This is a genomic window from Pseudomonadota bacterium (genome assembly GCA_026388275.1).
Classification (GTDB): Bacteria; Desulfobacterota; Syntrophorhabdia; order Syntrophorhabdales; family Syntrophorhabdaceae; genus JAPLKB01.
The window spans coordinates 1-15,960 of record JAPLKB010000027.1 but is presented as its reverse complement, the minus strand read 5'-3'; the positions used below and the strand labels follow the sequence as shown (position 1 = coordinate 15,960).

Here is a 15,960-nt window from a genome sequence, read left to right as displayed (position 1 = left end):
ACTCCTTACAGCAAGCCTGTCATAAACTTGATAAAACCCTTTAACTTCCCCTTTTCCCTCACCGACGATGTCAGTTTTATCAATCTTATTAATATTAAAGCACAAATAATTTGTATCTGTATGTAAGACATATACGACACTTTGTGTAGGATATTATCATTAATATATGTAGGAAAATCTGTAATAATAGAAAAACAGCTTAATTGAGGTGAGAATAAATTAAAGAAATGCTCTTTATGTTTTATTATGAAAAAGGCCATCTTTCAGTTTTTTTCATTGAAACATGGCCTAAAAATGAAAACTTTAAATACTGAAAAGCAGCCAATACTTTTCCGTCCGGCTACGACTGTTGTATTTAAGTATATGTTCTTCCTTACCCCATGAACCTTCTTCTCATACCGATGAGTCCTGTTAGACCGGTCCCGAGAAGCCATAAGCTCGGCGGGATTGGAACAGGATTATTTGTTACTGCAATAAGATGTCCTCCATCGGCAAGTTCATAGGTTAATCCTTTCAAATATTCATTACCTGAAGCTGAAGCAAGGTAGTAGATGTTAAAACCGTTACCGGTAATATTGCTTACATGGTTATCTGATATTACGGCACTGAGTATTGTATTAACATACAGTGCTCCTCCGTCTATTCCATTACCGTCTGAGAGAAATAGGGAACCTTCAATGGAAAGCGTTCCCCATGCAAAGTTATTTGCATAACCTGTCATCTTCGCACCGAGATCGGCACCTGCAAGGGAGAAGTTGTGTGCGCCTGCTGTAAAGTCAAGAAGTGCATTACCCGTATCCCACAGGATATTCTGAGTACTGTTGTTTATGAAGTCCTTGTACAGATAGAATTCATCTCCTGTACCGCCTTTTAAATAACCGGTGGAACCTACAATTAAAGTATCAATGTAGTTATGTGCAGGATCACTTATATAAGCACCGGTATTGGTGAAGGTACCAACAAATGAAACAGTTGTATCGGTGACCTTGAAGGTGCCTGTATTAACAAAGTCTCCGGCAAATGTAACAGGCTTATCGGAAACACTGACCATATTTTTGTTCGTCACATTTCCTTCCACTGTGGTTGCTCCTGCTCCCCAGAAAGTCATTGTGCCGGTGTTCATTATGCCGCCTGTTTTCAAGTTACCGTTGCCTGTGATTTGACCGCTGTTGTTAAGGAACTGCCCGTTGTTATCGAATGTTCCTCCGACAAGACTGATAGTTCCGGCATTTACTGCCAGTCCGTTCGTTACCTTTAATGTGCTGCCGCTGCGTGCCTCCAGCCTACCTGTAACGGTGTTGGCAACGCTACCATTCAGGGCAAGACTTCCTCCAATGGCAGAGATTGTGCCGGTGTTGGCAACACTACCATTCAGGGCAAGACTTCCTCCGACAGCAGAGATTGTGCCGGTGTTGGCAATATCAGTATTAATGCTACCCTTGCCTTTGATGATGGCGCCGCCGCTGTTATTGAGAGTACCGGTGCCTGTAATGGCGGAACTGACATTAATCATACCGTTATTCACAAGCGTTGAATCCTGAAGAACGAGGTTATTGCCGTTTAGGTTAATTGTTCCCCTGTTATCATTAACACCGGTGTTGGAGAGTATGAGGCTGCCGCCGGAAATGGCGGCGGTGCTGTTATTAATAAAACCGCCTGAGCCGTTTATAGTACCGTGACCTGAGAGGTAAGCATTGTTAATGAGTGTACCTGAACCTGAGAGAGTACCTCCGGCAAGTGCTATAAATCCCTGGTTATCCAGTCCCTCGCCGTTTAAGGTGATTGTCCTGCCGGTTGAGATCGTAAGGACCTGGCTTGGGGTCCATACCATACCGTTGCCTGCTGTAAAGTCGGCATTGAAGTTGGCTGTTCCGTTATTGATCAGACGTTCTTCAAAGATACCGCCGTTATAGTTGAAGGTACCGTTGTTTTCAAATACATTCTTAATGGTTCCGCCGGACTGGTTGAAGGTCGTAAAGGAAAGAGCGCCGCCTGTCTGGTTGAAGGTACCGCCTGGATTGAGCTGAATGGTGCCTGCCGTGAGTGAGCCGCCTGAAAGGTTATAGGTGCCTGCTGATCCGGCAGTTGCAGCAATTGTAAGTGTATTGGCGACCGTATTTGTACCGCCTGACTGGTTGAAGGTACCGGTGCTGCTGTATCCGATGTACTGGTTCGATGCTGAGAGCTGACCTGTACCGCTTAAGTTATATGTACCGTTTCCGCCTGATAGAGTGCCGAGATAGAGTGCATAGCTCACTGTGTTCGTGCCGCCTGTCTGGTTGAAAGTACCGACGCCGGAGTGGCCGATTATTTCAATCGGAGCTGAGAGCTGGCCTGCACCGCTTAAGGTGTAAGTACCGGATGAGCCTGTGCTGTAACCGAGATAGAGTGCATTGCTCACTGTATTAGTACCGCCTGACTGGCTGAAGGTACCTGTACCGGAATTGCCGATGTACTGGTATTGTGCTGAGAGCTGTCCACTACTCAGATCATAAGTACCTGAGGAGCCTGCATTGGTGGCAAGTGTTAACCAGCCCACTGTATTGGTTCCGCCTGTCTGGCTGAAGCTACCTGTGCCGTCCCAGCCGATATACTGGGTTGAAGCTGAGAGCTGACCACTACTCAGATTGTAAGTTCCGGATGAACCTGTGTTATTGCCGAGATATAGTCCGCCGTTTATTGTATTAGTGCCCCCTGTCTGTTCGAATGTGCCGGTGCCGGAGTAACCGACGTACTGGGATGTGGCAGTGAGGGTTTTTGTATTGGCAAGGGTAAAAGAAACGTTTGTGCCTGCGCTATAACCTACATGCAATGTATCAACATCAATGGACCCGCTGACACTTAATGTGCCGCCGTCTATGCGGAGTTCTCCTGTGCCGCCTCCGTTGACAATATTCCCGTTAACAGTGAGTGTCCCGCCTGAGAGGGTGTAAGTACCGGAGGAACCTTCGTCTTTGCCGAGAGTTAAATTATTGCTTATTGTATTTGTTCCGCTGGATTGAATGAAGGTGCCGGTGCCGGAACTGCCGATTATTTCGGCCGATGCGGTTAAGCTCCCTGTACCGCTCAGGTTATAGTTGCCGGTGTTGCCGGACAAATAGCCGAGATAGAGATCAGTCGCCGTGTTGGTTCCGCCGGACTGGTTGAAGGTGCCGGTACTGTTGTAGCCGATGTACTGGTTTATTGCTGAGAGCTGACCTGTACCGCTCAGGTTATACTCACCGGAGGAACCTGCATCGCCGCCGACATAAAGATCTTGGCTCACCGTATTCGTGCCGCCGGACTGGTTGAAGGTGCCGTTGCCGGAAGCGCCGATGGCCTGGAGCTGTGCTGAGAGCTGACCTATACCGCTCAGGTTATACTCGCCGGAGGAACCTGCATAAGCGCCGAGCATTAACAACAAGTCCACCGTATTGGTTCCGCCTGTCTGGGTGAATGTGCCGGTGCTGCCCGAATAATAGCCGAGATAGAACTCAGTCACCGTATTCGTGCCGCCGGACTGGTTGAAGGTACCGGTGCCGTTGTATCCGATGTACTGGTTTATTGCTGAGAGCTGACCTGTACCGCTCAGGTTATACTCACCGGAGGAACCTGGGTTAGCGCCGATATAAAGATTTCGGCTCACCGTATTCGTGCCGCCGGACTGGTTGAAGGTGCCGGTGCCGAAAGTGCCGATGGCCTGGAGCTGTGTTGAGAGCTGACCTGTACCGCTCAGGTTATACTCACCGGAGGAACCTGCATAAAGGCCGAGAATGAGGAAACTGACCGCACTCGTCCCTGCGGAATGGTTGAAAGTGCCTGTGCCGTTGTATCCGACATACACGTAGGAGGAGTTCAGGGTCCCCGTGGATGGGTTTGTACTATCCTGGCTGAGCTGATATGTCCCCTTTCTGCCGGCATCGTACCCGAGATAGAGGTTGGTCACTGTATTGGTACCACCCGTATGGCTATAGATAGCAGTTCCGGTACCGTCGCCTCCCCAGCCGACATACTCGCTGGTAGCCTTCATTGAGTGGTTCATGTAGGCAGGATTAATAGAAGCCCCCTGCCATAGGTACATATCACCGTTGCTCCGGGATGTAATGTAAAGATTGTTGAGCAAGGGGGGAGAGTTCGGGTCAGTCGGGTTCAGATTCGGGTTTACGTAATAGACGGTGGAGTATTTGTCCGTTCCATGAAGTTCACCGTTATAGGTAACGTACGCATTATCGTCCGTTCCAGGCACGCTGTACGGTGGGCCAGGATTCCAAGATCCAGGGGTATTCCAGTAGTCCGATCCGGCGTTCCAGGTCTTGTCCGCTGCTTCCGCAAATGCACCTGTGAGTGTGATAGCAAGAAAGAGAAATATCACCTTGATCCAATTCCATTTGGACATCGCATGGTTTATCATGGTCTTTGTACTCCCGTATGTTTTTTATGTTTGTGTTTATCTGTAGAAGCGTTTCTGTGATGCAGGAAAAGTCGGGTACTGATGTCTTTTTTGTTCCGTCATCACTCCTTACAGCAAGCCTGTCATAAACTTGATAAAACCCCTTAACTTCCCGTTTCCCCTCACCGACAATGTCACTTTTATCAATCTTATTAATATTAAAGCACAAATAATTTGTATCTGTATGTAAGACATGTACGACACTTTGTGTAGGATATTATCATTAATATATGTAGGAAAATCTGTAATGATAGAAAAAAAGCTATATTGCGGTAAACATAAATCATTTATTTGTTTTCTTGCATATCCTGTTTTGCCGTTCCTGTCTGTTCTTCAATCAGAGAGGAGTGCTTCTTCTGTATCAAGTCCCGGTCTTCGTGGCATGAATTACGTCACTGTTCTGTCCGTTTTTCTGCAAAGACTACAAGATTGCAACTGGCAATTATTGAGGTATGACAAACAAAAAAGGCAGGGTTATTTCTAACCCTGCCTTAAGAACAATTCGTGTATGGTTAGCTCTTAATCCTTTTTCTAAATCCTACAAGCCCTACCAAACTGGAACCGAGCAGCCATACTGTCGGTGGGATGGGAACGACGTTGACCGAAGCGTCGGATGTACTGTACACGATAACGTCGTTAAAGCCGCTGTCTCCATAGTCGAAACCTGCAGTGGCGTTGTCACCTCCATCGTACACCCCCCAGGTCAGCATGGAAAGTCCCGTAGGCGCATCTGCCTTCACATTCAGGGTAAAAGTGAACAAACTTCCACCAGACCCAGCGGCGAGACTCTCATACCAGGGATTAGCATTTGGTTCAAAAGTTTTTAAGTCAATACCGCCGACTCTTAAGTGACCCGGGGCATAGGTGCCGCCAGATAGAGACCAGGCGTGCGTAAGCAAATCCCCTTTCGACACGACCGACTCATCGTCGAAGGCAAACACATTTGAGTTGTAAATTATGTTCGTACTAATGGCGGCCATAGTAATGTTAATGTCTAAAGGGTTGGTCATATAGACAGATATGTCCACAGTCGAACCCGGAGCTACGTTGAACGTATTGGGAATCAATGCCACGGAAGGCGATGGGGCATAGGCCGATGCCACTGCCGGTATGAATGCTATTGCCAGTAAAACCACTGCGAGTAATGCAAAATAATTTCTTTTCATTTCAAAACCTCCATTCCTATTTTATTAATTCTCATAAAACCACTTTCCCAAAACCTTAATTACCGATTTGACAATACTTCTTCCACTTTTTATTTCACATCTCCTTTACCAAACATTTGATTGTCTGATATCGATTGTTTCCTATCGTTGATCCCTTTTACATTGAGCAAAAAAGCCGCCAATAATGAATTTACTCTTCACTCCTGGCAGCCCGGCTGTCTTATGCAAGATCCGTTAGCTTTCCGTCCTGCCGTCACCGGCAGTTTGGCTTTAGCAGCTTGTAATATAATGTATTACAATGTAGTATAATTGTATGTAGGATAAGTTATACAATGCTTGTAGGATAAGTACGGCAATTATTGTAATATTGTTGTATCAGGATACAGCACATCCTTTTTTTATGGCAAGAACAAAGTTTCTGTTTCCCAAGATTCTTCCGTCAAATGAACTCACACTGTCAGCCGTTCATGAACGGCTGAATTCACCGGCACCAGCATGCGAAGCGTCACCATGCAGACACAGCGCTGACAGCGTTTTTTCATTTAACGTAGGAACAGCAATAGTCCGTAAGGTTTCTAACTTTTAGACTGAATTTGGATTGAGCCGGCACTTCAAAGACTTCTCCTTCTTTAACTGTTACCCATCCTGCAGCGCCGGGCAGCATAACATCGAGATTACCGGCAAGAATCTCCATAATCTCCTTTTCTGCTGTACCAAATTCGTAATCTCCGGGGAACATGATGCCCAGTGTTTTTCTGGAACCATCCGGAAAAATTATTGTACGGCTGGTAACCTTGCCGTCAAAATAAATATTTGCTTTTTTGACTATTGTTACATTCTCGAAATCCATCACAGTTTGTCTCCTCCCAATAGTTATAATAATTCAGTGTTGTTCCCGCTCATGCCCCGTCAACCACTTTGCGCAGTTCGGCAAGCAGGTTATCCTCTACTTCAATCAGGCCGGATTCCTGACGCTGTCTGGCCAGATGACTTTCTCTTTCTCCCGGCATGAATATCTCGTCCACTCCGGGGAGTTTCTTCGTGGATTTAACCTTACTGATAATCTCCGAAACATTACTTGAAAGCTTGTCTCGTTCCGTTAAGAGTTCCGGATCAATGGCAAAAATCAAATGTCCCCAGTTGCCCTTGCTGTCGCCGATTCCACAGAAGGCGGCGCCAACCAGCGGCCCTGCCAATATCTCGCCGATCAGAGCAAGACCTGATCCTTTATAGCTCCTGTCGAAGGAACGAATAGCGCCCGCAATCGCCTTTTGCGGATCAGTCGTCGGATTACCCTGGTTATCATAGGCAAAATCAGCCGGGATGCTTCTGCCTGCCGTCTGGGCTTCTACCAGTCCAAAATATGAAGTCGCGGCTGTGGACATATCGAGCACAATGGGGTCCTTCTCACCGGGGATAGCTATGGCCAAAGGATTGGTTCCGAATACAGGCTCGTACGATCCGTAAACTGCAACTCTCTGTGGTGAACGGCTGAAAGCAAAACCGATCAGCCCTTCCGCTGCCAAACGGGAAGCATAATAACCTATGGCTCCGGATGATGTGTTTGTGTTGAATGTCCCGGCAATAGCGAACCCGCTTTTCTTCGCCTTCTCTTTCACTATTTCTACTGCCCTCCCGACAACCAGCATGGCGTGGTTTTTGTTGCCGTTGATCCGTGCAGAAATCGGGGTTTCCTTTTCGATTACGATTTCCCTGGCATTCGGATCTTTGGGAATACCCTTGTCGATGAGTTTCACTATTCCCTGATTGTTGTCCCGCAGTTGAGCATAGAGCATTACATCAGCGATGACCTGAACTTCTTCGTCGTTGTAGCCGTATTTCTTCACTGCCTTGTGTGTCAGTTCCTCAAGTTCTTTAATCGATATTTTCATAATTCTCTCCTCAAATATCCTGCGGTATTGTCAAAAGTTTTCATAATATTGTTTTGTTTCTTGAGTATTTTTAGTTCTTTTCTCTTGGTCGGTCAGTGGCATGTTCGGGGATATTGATCTGCGGCGGTCTGCTTCGCTTTGCGATCCTACATCGTACGTTCAGTACGATTACGGCCTGCAAATCTCACAGCCCATCCACATCTGCAAAATCCCCGACATGCCGCCGACCACCCAAGCCTGATTTACATACACGTTTATGTGAATCAGGCGGAAATGAAGAAGGATTTCTTCATTTCCCATACTTCCTGTTACTTCCCCCTTATTATGACTTGTAAATGCTTATCTTTACTCAACCTTCTTATCAATTTTTTGCTCAACTTTTGATAATATCTATCCTGCCCGGTGATAGAACCCTCAACGCAAATTGCGGTGAATTCATTTAATTATTTTACTCACCTTTTGTCAATTATTTTCCCGGTAAATTTTTTACTCGAGGCGGCCTCTTTTGGAATAGCTATACCTGCAATATGTCCTTAAATTTAAATGGCAATGTTAGGTGAATTTACCGAACTACGTCCCTGTCAGCACCGAGGTCACACGGCGCCTGCAGCCCACTCTACTTATTGAGGTATGATAAAATAAAAGGCAGAAACATTTCTGATTCTGCCTTTACTTATTCATATTTGGTTTATTATCCCAGATACTTTCTTTTAATCCCTACGAGTCCAAGAAGGCCGGGGGCAAGGAGAAATAGAGACGGCGGAACAGGAACTTGGTTAGCGGAGAGGGTTCCTGTGAGGTTATATCCAATGGGAGACGAATCCTCTCCGTAGGTAATAGAATAGTTGCCGGTAAAGGTGAAAGTGTCACTGAGGCCCATGCTTGCCAGAGACGTTTGGCCAGCGGGGGGGCCTACATAACTATCATAACCATAGTACCAGTGTATGAAGCCGTTGCTCTGTAAAGTACCGTTCACAGTTCCATAGGACTGCGTTCCCTGATCAGGAGCAAAATTCCAATTCACCACATTGCCGTATAAAATCGTACCTCCGGCACCGTTTTGATTGTTAAGCACCCATGTATAAGTCCCAACAGGAACCGCAGGGATGGCGAGTGTGTACCCGTTGAAGTCATAGGCAGTCACACCCGAGGAATTGATATTAAGGCTGAATTGTCCCACGTCGCCCACAATCGTTTTGAGAGTTTGCAGCCCATACGGCGTCGGGTAAGGCGTGGTATTATCAAAACCAAAGATCCCGTCATAAGAATAAGAAACACCACCTGATCCCGCAGTGCCGGAACCCTCGGTAGCTCCGAAGATTATACCGGCTACAGCTTGCCCCGGAGCTGCCATAATGATCGATAGAATTGCAATGCATCCAAATAACAATAACTTTTTCATAGATATACTCCTCCATTTATTTCTTTGTTATTTCTCATAAAGCCACTTTCCCAGAACTTTAATTACCGATCCGACTATACCTCTTCCCGCTCTCACCTCCTCTTCATTGATTCCGTTTACATTGAGCATAAAAAAAGCCACCAAAGATGAACTTTTCATCACTCCCGGCGGCTCGGCTATCTGATTTCAGACCCGTTAGCTTTCCGTCCTACCGTTATCGGCAGTTTGGCTTTATCAGTTAGTAATACATTGTATAACTATGCAATATAATTGTATGTAGGATAAGTTATACAATGTATGTAGGATAAGTACGGAAATTGTTGTAAGACATAGAAGAGAAACGAATGCACTTTACAGTCGGTAGTTCTTGCTTTTAGAAAATAGCGCAATTGCTCTGTTCGCAGATGAAAGCATTTTCTGTTCTCAGAACCCTTAACGCTTCTGTGTGTGGGACAGGTGGGTTACCTGTGCCCTCAAGTTGAGAAGATAGGCGGTTTCGGGTTGTTTTATTGCTGTATTGGTATCATATCTTTCAGCTTTAATTTGTTTGACCACACGGTCTATTGAGCCTGCTTCACTTTCGAGAAGCTCGTACACCCTGTTTTTGAAATTAACTGCATCTTTAATGGCGCGGGCAAAATAAGAAACAGACTCGTCCTTTCCCACAAACACTATACGGTGTCCCTGGCAGAGGACTTCAACGGGTAGGGATGAGAGCCGTTTAAGGGAAGTAAAATAGGCATCGTAGTCGGCGAGAAACTCTGTAATAATATTGTCCATACCATCCAGACAGCCTGATGCTTCCGCAGCTATCAACACTTTCTCTCCCGGGATGTAGTAACTCAAGTGGTCCATTGTGTGACCCGGAGTTGCAAGCACTTCAATAACTGTATTTTTATCCAACTCTATAGTCTGTCCGTCTTTCAATATCATATCTATTTCAAAAGGCTGAAACGGTTCGTCGATCAAACGGGAAGAATCAATCTCAGGGAGGTTGGCAACCATGGCTCTGACGTCTTCATTCATTTTGCCGATAAGTTCTATTACCCGTTGCCGCTTCAAGGTCTCCGCTGCCCTTTTAGAAGCTGCTATTTTCATGGAAGGAAATGCTTTTTTCAGATAGCTGATTGACCCGCAGTGATCCCAGTGTGTGTGGGTAAGAAAGAGTATTTCAGGCTCCTTTGTACCGATAACTGATCTGATTGCTTCGGCATATATCTTTCCAACGCAGGCAACTCCGCCGTCAAAGACCACAGCTTTAGCGCCATCCAGAAGATGGATAGGAAATGTGCCGGAACCCAGAATGTAGAAATTTTCTTTTACAGGGCCGGTAGTAGTGAAAAGCACAAAACCTCCTTTTCAAGAAGTGAATCCAGGCTATTATAGCGCATTTAACCAGGCCCGGCAAGGTGAATTCTATCCGATTAAAAACAGATATCATGTCCCTGTTACCCTCCAACCAATTTTAGCAACAGATTGAAATGGCTTGACCATGCGGGACTGCTGTAGTATTAAAGTATCAGTACTTGCTGTTTTTTCATAAGGTGCAATATGACAGATGTCAGAAAAGATAAAGAACCCCCTGATATAGACATATATAAAGCATGGTGCAAGGCCTGCGGCATATGTGCTGCTTTCTGCCCGACAGGGGTGCTGGCAAGGGATGAGGCAGGATATCCCTATGTAAAGAATGCTGAAAAGTGTATTAACTGCGGGTTGTGTGAGATACGGTGTCCTGATTTTGCAATTACGGTAAATAAAAAGACTAATGAACATAAAACGGGTGAGGAGTCTGAAGAAAAAAGAGAAAAGGGATCTGCTGCTCCAGGGCAATGAGGCGATTGTCGAAGGTGCGCTTCGAGCCGGGTGCCGTTTTTTCGCAGGATATCCAATAACTCCGGCTACAGAAATTTCCGAACTTTTGTCTGTAAAGCTGCCCAGGGTTGACGGCACATTTATACAGATGGAAGACGAGATTGCCAGTATGGGTGCAATAATAGGCGCTTCTCTGGCTGGTGTAAAATCCATGACGGCAACAAGCGGCCCAGGTTTTTCCCTTATGCAGGAAAATATAGGATTTGCAGCTATTGCCGAGGTCCCCTGTGTTATTGTGGACGCCATGCGTGGAGGACCAAGCACCGGGCTTCCAACATCTCCATCTCAGAGCGATGTAATGCAGTCCCGTTGGGGCACTCACGGCGACCATCCGATCATCGTGCTCTGCCCGTCAACGGTGAAAGAATGCTATGAGATTACCATCAAGGCCTTCAATATGTCGGAGAGATTCAGGACCCCTGTCATTCTCCTCGTTGATGAAGTTGTGGCACATATGAGGGAAAAGATTACACTCCCGGACGATGAGGATATAGAGATATTCAACCGTGTGAGGCCCACAGTCCCGCCGGAGTGGTATATCCCTTATGAGGATACGCCGGGCGGTGTTCCTGCAATGGCCGATTTCGGCGAAGGCTACCGGCATCACGTTACCGGACTTACCCATGATGTACGGGGATTTCCTACAGAAAGACCTGAAGAGATAGACCCCTTTATTCGCCGATTGTTCAGGAAGATAAGCCAGCACTATCAGGCTATCCATCTTGGAGAATTTTATCAGGCGGATGACGCTGAAATTATGATTATCGCCTACGGATCTGTGGCGAGGTCTGCCAGGAGGGCAGTGAAAGATGCAAGGCAGCAGGGGATCAGGATCGGTCTTTTGAAAATGAACACATTATGGCCTTTTATGAGGACAGCGGTTGAAAAGGCACTCCAGACCTCTAAGACGATCATTGTCCCGGAGATGAATATGGGGCAGGTTTCGAGGGAGGTTAAGAGGGTCAATAAAGGCGATGTAAAGGTCTTCACAATTAATAAAGTGGACGGGACAATCATTACGCCTGATGAAATATTGGACAAGGTCAAGGAAGTGGGCTGATGGATGAGGTTACCAGGTTGATCCATAAATATCTGAGGCATGATAAGAAGTTTCCCCATGTGTGGTGTCCCGGATGCGGTATCGGCATTATGCTCGGCTCACTTATTCGGGCAATAGACGGATGCGGATTTACCAAAGATGAGACCATGCTTGTTTCCGGTATCGGATGCACCGGGAGACTGCCTGTTTATGTGGATTTTAATACACTTCACACAACCCATGGCCGCGCCCTTACTTTTGCAACAGGTATTAAGCTTGCAAAACCGGAACTTAAGGTCATTGTTGTCATGGGCGATGGCGACGCAGTGGCCATTGGAGGGAACCACTTTATTCATGCTGCCAGGAGAAACGTTGATATGACAGCCATTATACTTAATAACAGCGTTTACGGCATGACAGGCGGTCAATACTCGCCTACAACTCCTTATGGAATGAAAACCGCAACCTCTGTGTATACCAATGTGGAACAGGCTTTTAACATATCCGAGCTTGCCGTGACTGCCGGTGCTGCCTTTGTGGGAAGAGGCACCGTGTATCATGCAAAGCTGCTGGACAGCCTGATGGAAAATGCATTTTTGAAAAAGGGTTTTTCCGTTGTTGAGGTGATTTCCCATTGCCACATTCAGTACGGGAGGATGAACGGAATGGGATCGGCTGTGGAGATGATGACGTGGCAGAAAGAACATGCCGTTACAGTCGAGAAGGCTGCCGGCATGAGAGAAGAGGAATTGAAAGATAAATTCAGGATCGGTGTCCTTATTGACAGGGAGTTGCCGGTTTTTCATGAAGAATATGAGAAGATAAGAAAACGGGCAAAGGAAATAATATAGAACAATGCTGAATGTTGAATTGTGAATTTTTAATTAATGAAAAACCGTAACGGTTTTTGATTGAAAAATATTGATTGCAGGTTTTGGACTTATTAATTCAACATTCAACATTCACAATTAATAATGGTGGGGTTTAACGTGGGTTTACGGTACGATATACGACTGAGTGGTTCAGGCGGTCAGGGGTTGATATTAATGGGTATTATCCTGGCTGAGGCAGCCGCGATTTATGACCAGAAATATGTTTCACAGACTCAGAGTTACGGGCCGGAGGCGCGTGGAGGCTCAAGCAAGGCAGAGGTTGTGATAAGTGATGAGGAGATTGATTACCCCAAGGCCATGAAACTCGACCTGCTTCTTGCCATGAATCAGAAGTCCTGTAACGATTATTATATGGACCTCAAACCTGGCGGTATACTTATCGTTGATTCTACCTTTGTGAGCCAGATACCGGTGAGAAAAGCATATCAGATCCCCTTTACAAGGATTGCACGTGAAAAACTGAAAAGAGAGCAGACAGCAAATATTGTTGCTCTCGGTGCTATAACAAAGCTGACGAGTATTGTCACACCAAGGGCGATGGAGCAGGCTGTCCTCGGCAGGGTGCCCAAGGGCACGGAACAAATAAATCACGATGCATTATATGCAGGCATGGCAGCGGCAATAATGGCCCGAAAGCATGTTATGTCTTATATTGCAAGCGAGCAGGAAGATGAAGATACATGAGTATCAGGCAAAGCAATTTTTCAAAGACTATAATATCCCTGTTCCAAAAGGCCGGGTAGCAGAAACTGTCGAGGAAGCTCTGAGCGCTGTCTCTTCGATCGAACCTTTCCCTCTTGTTGTAAAGGCACAGGTTCATGCCGGAGGCAGGGGCAAGAGTGGAGGAATAAGGCGTGTCAATAATATCGAAGAATTAAGGAATGCTGCATCGGAGCTGCTCGGTAAGAGGCTTATTACCCCGCAGACAGGAACTGAAGGAAGACTGATTGATCGTATTTTAATAGAAGAAGTCCTGGATATTGGAAAAGAGGTGTATGGCGGCATTGCCATAAACAGATCTAAAGCATGTGTCGCAGTGCTTATGAGCCCAGAAGGCGGGATGGAGATCGAAAATATTGCAGAAAGATCGTTGGAAAAGATTTTTGTTGAAACCATTGATCCCTGTATCGGTTTGAGAGGTTTTCAGGCAGAGCGGATATGCTATTGCCTGGAGCTGGACAGATCATATTTAAAGAAGGCAAGTGATATCATAATGAATCTTTATAATCTTTTTATGGAAAAAGACTGTTCTCTTGCAGAGATCAATCCGCTTGTGACAACAGGAAGAGGAGAACTTGTTGCCCTTGATGCAAAAATAACCTTTGATGACAATGCGCTTTACAGACATCCCGATGTATCGGTGCTCCGTGATTATCGTCAGGAGAATCCCCTGGAAGTTGAAGCGTCGAAGTATAACCTTAATTATATCAAACTGAAGGGCAATGTGGGGTGCATGGTGAACGGAGCAGGACTTGCCATGGCTACCATGGACCTGATAAAGTATGTTGGTGCGGAGCCGGCCAATTTCCTTGATGTCGGGGGCGGTGCTACTTCCCGTATGATAGCAGAGGGTTTAAGGATATTGCTGTCAGATGAAGATGTAAAAGTAATTTTTATAAATATTTTCGGAGGGATATTGAGATGCGACATCCTTGCAAGGGGTTTTGTTGATGCTGCCCGTACATTCGGGATAAGCCAACCTGTGGTAGTCAGGCTTGAAGGGACAAATGTGGAAAAGGGGAAGGCTATTCTTGAAGAATCGGGTTTTCAATTTATGATAGCAGAAGATATGGGACAGGCAGCAATGATGGTTGCCGAAGAAATAGGCAGATTACATTACATTAGGTAAGGGATGAGTATCATAATTGACAATAGAACGATGGTTGTTATCCAGGGCATAACCGGAAATGAGGGCATGTTCCATACAAGACAGATGAAGGAATATGGAACAAAGGTTGCGGCGGGTGTTACGCCGGGCAAGGGCGGACAGGAACTTGAATCCATCCCGGTTTTTAATACAGTGAAAGATGCTGTTGCAGCTTCAGGCGCTGATGCATCAGCGATTTTTGTACCTCCTCCTTATGCTGCGGATGCAATCCTGGAAGCGGTTGAAGCAGGAATAAGTACAATTGTCTGTCTTACCGAAGGCATCCCTACACTCGATATGATATTGGTAAAGCGTTATATGAAGGATAAAAACACAGTCCTTATAGGCCCCAATTCGCCGGGTATTATCTCGCCAGGAAAATGCAAGATCGGGGTTATGGCCGGATATATTCACAAGGAGGGCAGGGTAGGCATTATTTCACGAAGCGGAACCCTTACCTATGAAGTTGTCCATCAACTTTCAAAGCAGGGCATCGGTCAGTCCACATGTATAGGGATTGGCGGTGATCCGGTTATAGGCCTCAAATACGTTGATTTGCTCAGGATGTTTGAAGAAGATACAGAAACCGATGCCATCGTGTTGATCGGTGAGATCGGCGGCAGTGCTGAGGAAGATGCTGCGCTGTATTTTCAGCAATATATGAAAAAACCATTAGTTGCATTTATTGCAGGAGTTACGGCGCCGCCCGGGAGACGAATGGGGCATGCCGGGGCTATTGTGGATGGCATGGCTGGGAATGCTGCTTTAAAAATAAAGACGCTGGAAGATGCCGGTATTATTATTGTGAAAAATCCTTCTGAAATAGGACAGGTTGTAAACTCAGTACTTATAAGATTAAATAGCTGACCCTGCCATTAATTAGTGTCCATCCGGAACCCCAGATGTGACACTATTGGTTTCCGAGTCGTAAAGGAGGTTTTTTTCGTTCCGGCAAGGCAACGAATCACCCCGAGGCAGAGACCGAGGGGAAATCAAGGGATTACGCGGAGACGTACAATATGTTCGTCGCACAAGCAAGACCGCAGATTGACGCTGTCGGGCCGGAAAAGACCCTTTCCGGACGGAAACTAATTAGAACATGCATTATGCCTGACTCTGCCTTATTTTGCTGAAATTTACCATCATTTAAAAAAGAATATTTTTATCCGAAGTTAATAGCGATAATAAAAAAGCACATCCAAAAAGCATTTATACTGCTCAATGGATGTGCCTCTTTGTTTTTTAGATTCTTTGTCTACTCTTTCGGTGGTTTAGGTTCTGTTAACGGCCAGAAATTGAAAAACCCCGTATACGATGCAATGACCGGGAATGTAAAACCAAGAAGAGCAGTTGCTATCCAAAGTTCCTGTACATAGCCTGTTGCGCCTCCAGGAGGC

At 45.9% G+C, this 15,960-nt stretch carries 14 protein-coding genes and 2 riboswitches; of the genes, 6 read left to right on the top strand and 8 right to left on the bottom strand.

Translation table 11 applies throughout. The features are described 5' to 3' along the window. Nucleotides 1-373: 373 nt before the first annotated feature. The 8 genes from NT010_07440 to NT010_07405 all read right to left on the bottom strand — a co-directional run bounded on the left by NT010_07440 (nt 374) and on the right by NT010_07405 (nt 10,236). Complete coding sequence (locus NT010_07440; protein ID MCX5805884.1) at nt 374-4,390, bottom strand: hypothetical protein; 4,017 nt, start codon at nt 4,388-4,390, stop codon at nt 374-376. A gap of 551 nt (nt 4,391-4,941) precedes the next feature. Continuing rightward, nucleotides 4,942-5,595, bottom strand: a complete 654-nt coding sequence (locus NT010_07435) for a hypothetical protein (protein ID MCX5805883.1) — start codon at nt 5,593-5,595, stop codon at nt 4,942-4,944. 202 nt (nt 5,596-5,797) lie between these two features. Beyond that, nucleotides 5,798-5,874, bottom strand: a riboswitch (cyclic di-GMP riboswitch). Nucleotides 5,875-6,133: 259 nt separating this feature from the next. Beyond that, nucleotides 6,134-6,448 carry a pyrimidine/purine nucleoside phosphorylase gene (locus NT010_07430; protein MCX5805882.1) on the bottom strand — a complete coding sequence of 105 codons (315 nt, stop codon included), beginning with the start codon at nt 6,446-6,448 and terminating at the stop codon, nt 6,134-6,136. Between the two features lie 46 nt (nt 6,449-6,494). After that, complete coding sequence (locus NT010_07425) at nt 6,495-7,487, bottom strand: Ldh family oxidoreductase (protein ID MCX5805881.1); 993 nt, start codon at nt 7,485-7,487, stop codon at nt 6,495-6,497. A gap of 168 nt (nt 7,488-7,655) precedes the next feature. Further along, entirely contained in the window at nt 7,656-7,787 is a 132-nt protein-coding gene (locus tag NT010_07420; GenBank protein ID MCX5805880.1) for a hypothetical protein, read from the bottom strand. 391 nt (nt 7,788-8,178) lie between these two features. Continuing rightward, nucleotides 8,179-8,889: a hypothetical protein gene (locus tag NT010_07415; GenBank protein ID MCX5805879.1), complete on the bottom strand. Its 711-nt coding sequence runs from the start codon at nt 8,887-8,889 to the stop codon at nt 8,179-8,181. A gap of 27 nt (nt 8,890-8,916) precedes the next feature. Beyond that, nucleotides 8,917-9,048 carry a hypothetical protein gene (locus NT010_07410; protein MCX5805878.1) on the bottom strand — a complete coding sequence of 44 codons (132 nt, stop codon included), beginning with the start codon at nt 9,046-9,048 and terminating at the stop codon, nt 8,917-8,919. Between the two features lie 4 nt (nt 9,049-9,052). Then, nucleotides 9,053-9,129, bottom strand: a riboswitch (cyclic di-GMP riboswitch). A 192-nt stretch (nt 9,130-9,321) separates the two neighbouring features. Next, nucleotides 9,322-10,236, bottom strand: a complete 915-nt coding sequence (locus tag NT010_07405; protein ID MCX5805877.1) for an MBL fold metallo-hydrolase — start codon at nt 10,234-10,236, stop codon at nt 9,322-9,324. Between the two features lie 204 nt (nt 10,237-10,440). On the opposite strand from NT010_07405, the gene NT010_07400 reads away from it, so the two are divergent. The 6 genes from NT010_07400 to sucD all read left to right on the top strand — a co-directional run bounded on the left by NT010_07400 (nt 10,441) and on the right by sucD (nt 15,430). Next, on the top strand, nt 10,441-10,725 hold the full coding sequence (locus NT010_07400; protein MCX5805876.1) for a 4Fe-4S binding protein: 285 nt from the start codon (nt 10,441-10,443) through the stop codon (nt 10,723-10,725). Further along, nucleotides 10,658-11,824 carry a 2-oxoacid:acceptor oxidoreductase subunit alpha gene (locus NT010_07395; protein MCX5805875.1) on the top strand — a complete coding sequence of 389 codons (1,167 nt, stop codon included), beginning with the start codon at nt 10,658-10,660 and terminating at the stop codon, nt 11,822-11,824. Before NT010_07400 ends, NT010_07395 begins: the two co-directional genes overlap by 68 nt. Then, on the top strand, nt 11,824-12,654 hold the full coding sequence (locus NT010_07390) for a 2-oxoacid:ferredoxin oxidoreductase subunit beta (protein MCX5805874.1): 831 nt from the start codon (nt 11,824-11,826) through the stop codon (nt 12,652-12,654). Before NT010_07395 ends, NT010_07390 begins: the two co-directional genes overlap by 1 nt. A 138-nt stretch (nt 12,655-12,792) precedes the next feature. Further along, the gene (locus tag NT010_07385) at nt 12,793-13,380 is read left to right on the top strand and encodes a 2-oxoacid:acceptor oxidoreductase family protein (GenBank protein MCX5805873.1); all 588 of its coding nucleotides are present in this window, start codon (nt 12,793-12,795) and stop codon (nt 13,378-13,380) included. Beyond that, the gene (gene sucC / locus NT010_07380) at nt 13,367-14,545 is read left to right on the top strand and encodes an ADP-forming succinate--CoA ligase subunit beta (protein MCX5805872.1); all 1,179 of its coding nucleotides are present in this window, start codon (nt 13,367-13,369) and stop codon (nt 14,543-14,545) included. The genes NT010_07385 and sucC overlap by 14 nt, the downstream gene beginning before the upstream one ends. A gap of 3 nt (nt 14,546-14,548) precedes the next feature. Next, nucleotides 14,549-15,430 carry a succinate--CoA ligase subunit alpha gene (gene sucD, locus NT010_07375; protein MCX5805871.1) on the top strand — a complete coding sequence of 294 codons (882 nt, stop codon included), beginning with the start codon at nt 14,549-14,551 and terminating at the stop codon, nt 15,428-15,430. Nucleotides 15,431-15,960 lie beyond the last annotated feature (530 nt).

Excerpts from the sequence above, each read along its gene's own strand:
- sucC (MCX5805872.1), top strand. The coding sequence starts at position 13,367 with ATGAAGATACATGAGTATCAGGCAAAGCAATTTTTCAAAGACTATAAT.
- NT010_07425 (MCX5805881.1), bottom strand. The coding sequence starts at position 7,487 with ATGAAAATATCGATTAAAGAACTTGAGGAACTGACACACAAGGCAGTG.
- NT010_07410 (MCX5805878.1), bottom strand. The coding sequence starts at position 9,048 with ATGAAAAGTTCATCTTTGGTGGCTTTTTTTATGCTCAATGTAAACGGA.
- NT010_07440 (MCX5805884.1), bottom strand. The coding sequence starts at position 4,390 with ATGATAAACCATGCGATGTCCAAATGGAATTGGATCAAGGTGATATTT.
- NT010_07390 (MCX5805874.1), top strand. The coding sequence starts at position 11,824 with ATGGATGAGGTTACCAGGTTGATCCATAAATATCTGAGGCATGATAAG.
- NT010_07420 (MCX5805880.1), bottom strand. The coding sequence starts at position 7,787 with ATGGGAAATGAAGAAATCCTTCTTCATTTCCGCCTGATTCACATAAAC.
- NT010_07395 (MCX5805875.1), top strand. The coding sequence starts at position 10,658 with ATGAACATAAAACGGGTGAGGAGTCTGAAGAAAAAAGAGAAAAGGGAT.
- NT010_07435 (MCX5805883.1), bottom strand. The coding sequence starts at position 5,595 with ATGAAAAGAAATTATTTTGCATTACTCGCAGTGGTTTTACTGGCAATA.
- NT010_07400 (MCX5805876.1), top strand. The coding sequence starts at position 10,441 with ATGACAGATGTCAGAAAAGATAAAGAACCCCCTGATATAGACATATAT.
- NT010_07415 (MCX5805879.1), bottom strand. The coding sequence starts at position 8,889 with ATGAAAAAGTTATTGTTATTTGGATGCATTGCAATTCTATCGATCATT.
- sucD (MCX5805871.1), top strand. The coding sequence starts at position 14,549 with ATGAGTATCATAATTGACAATAGAACGATGGTTGTTATCCAGGGCATA.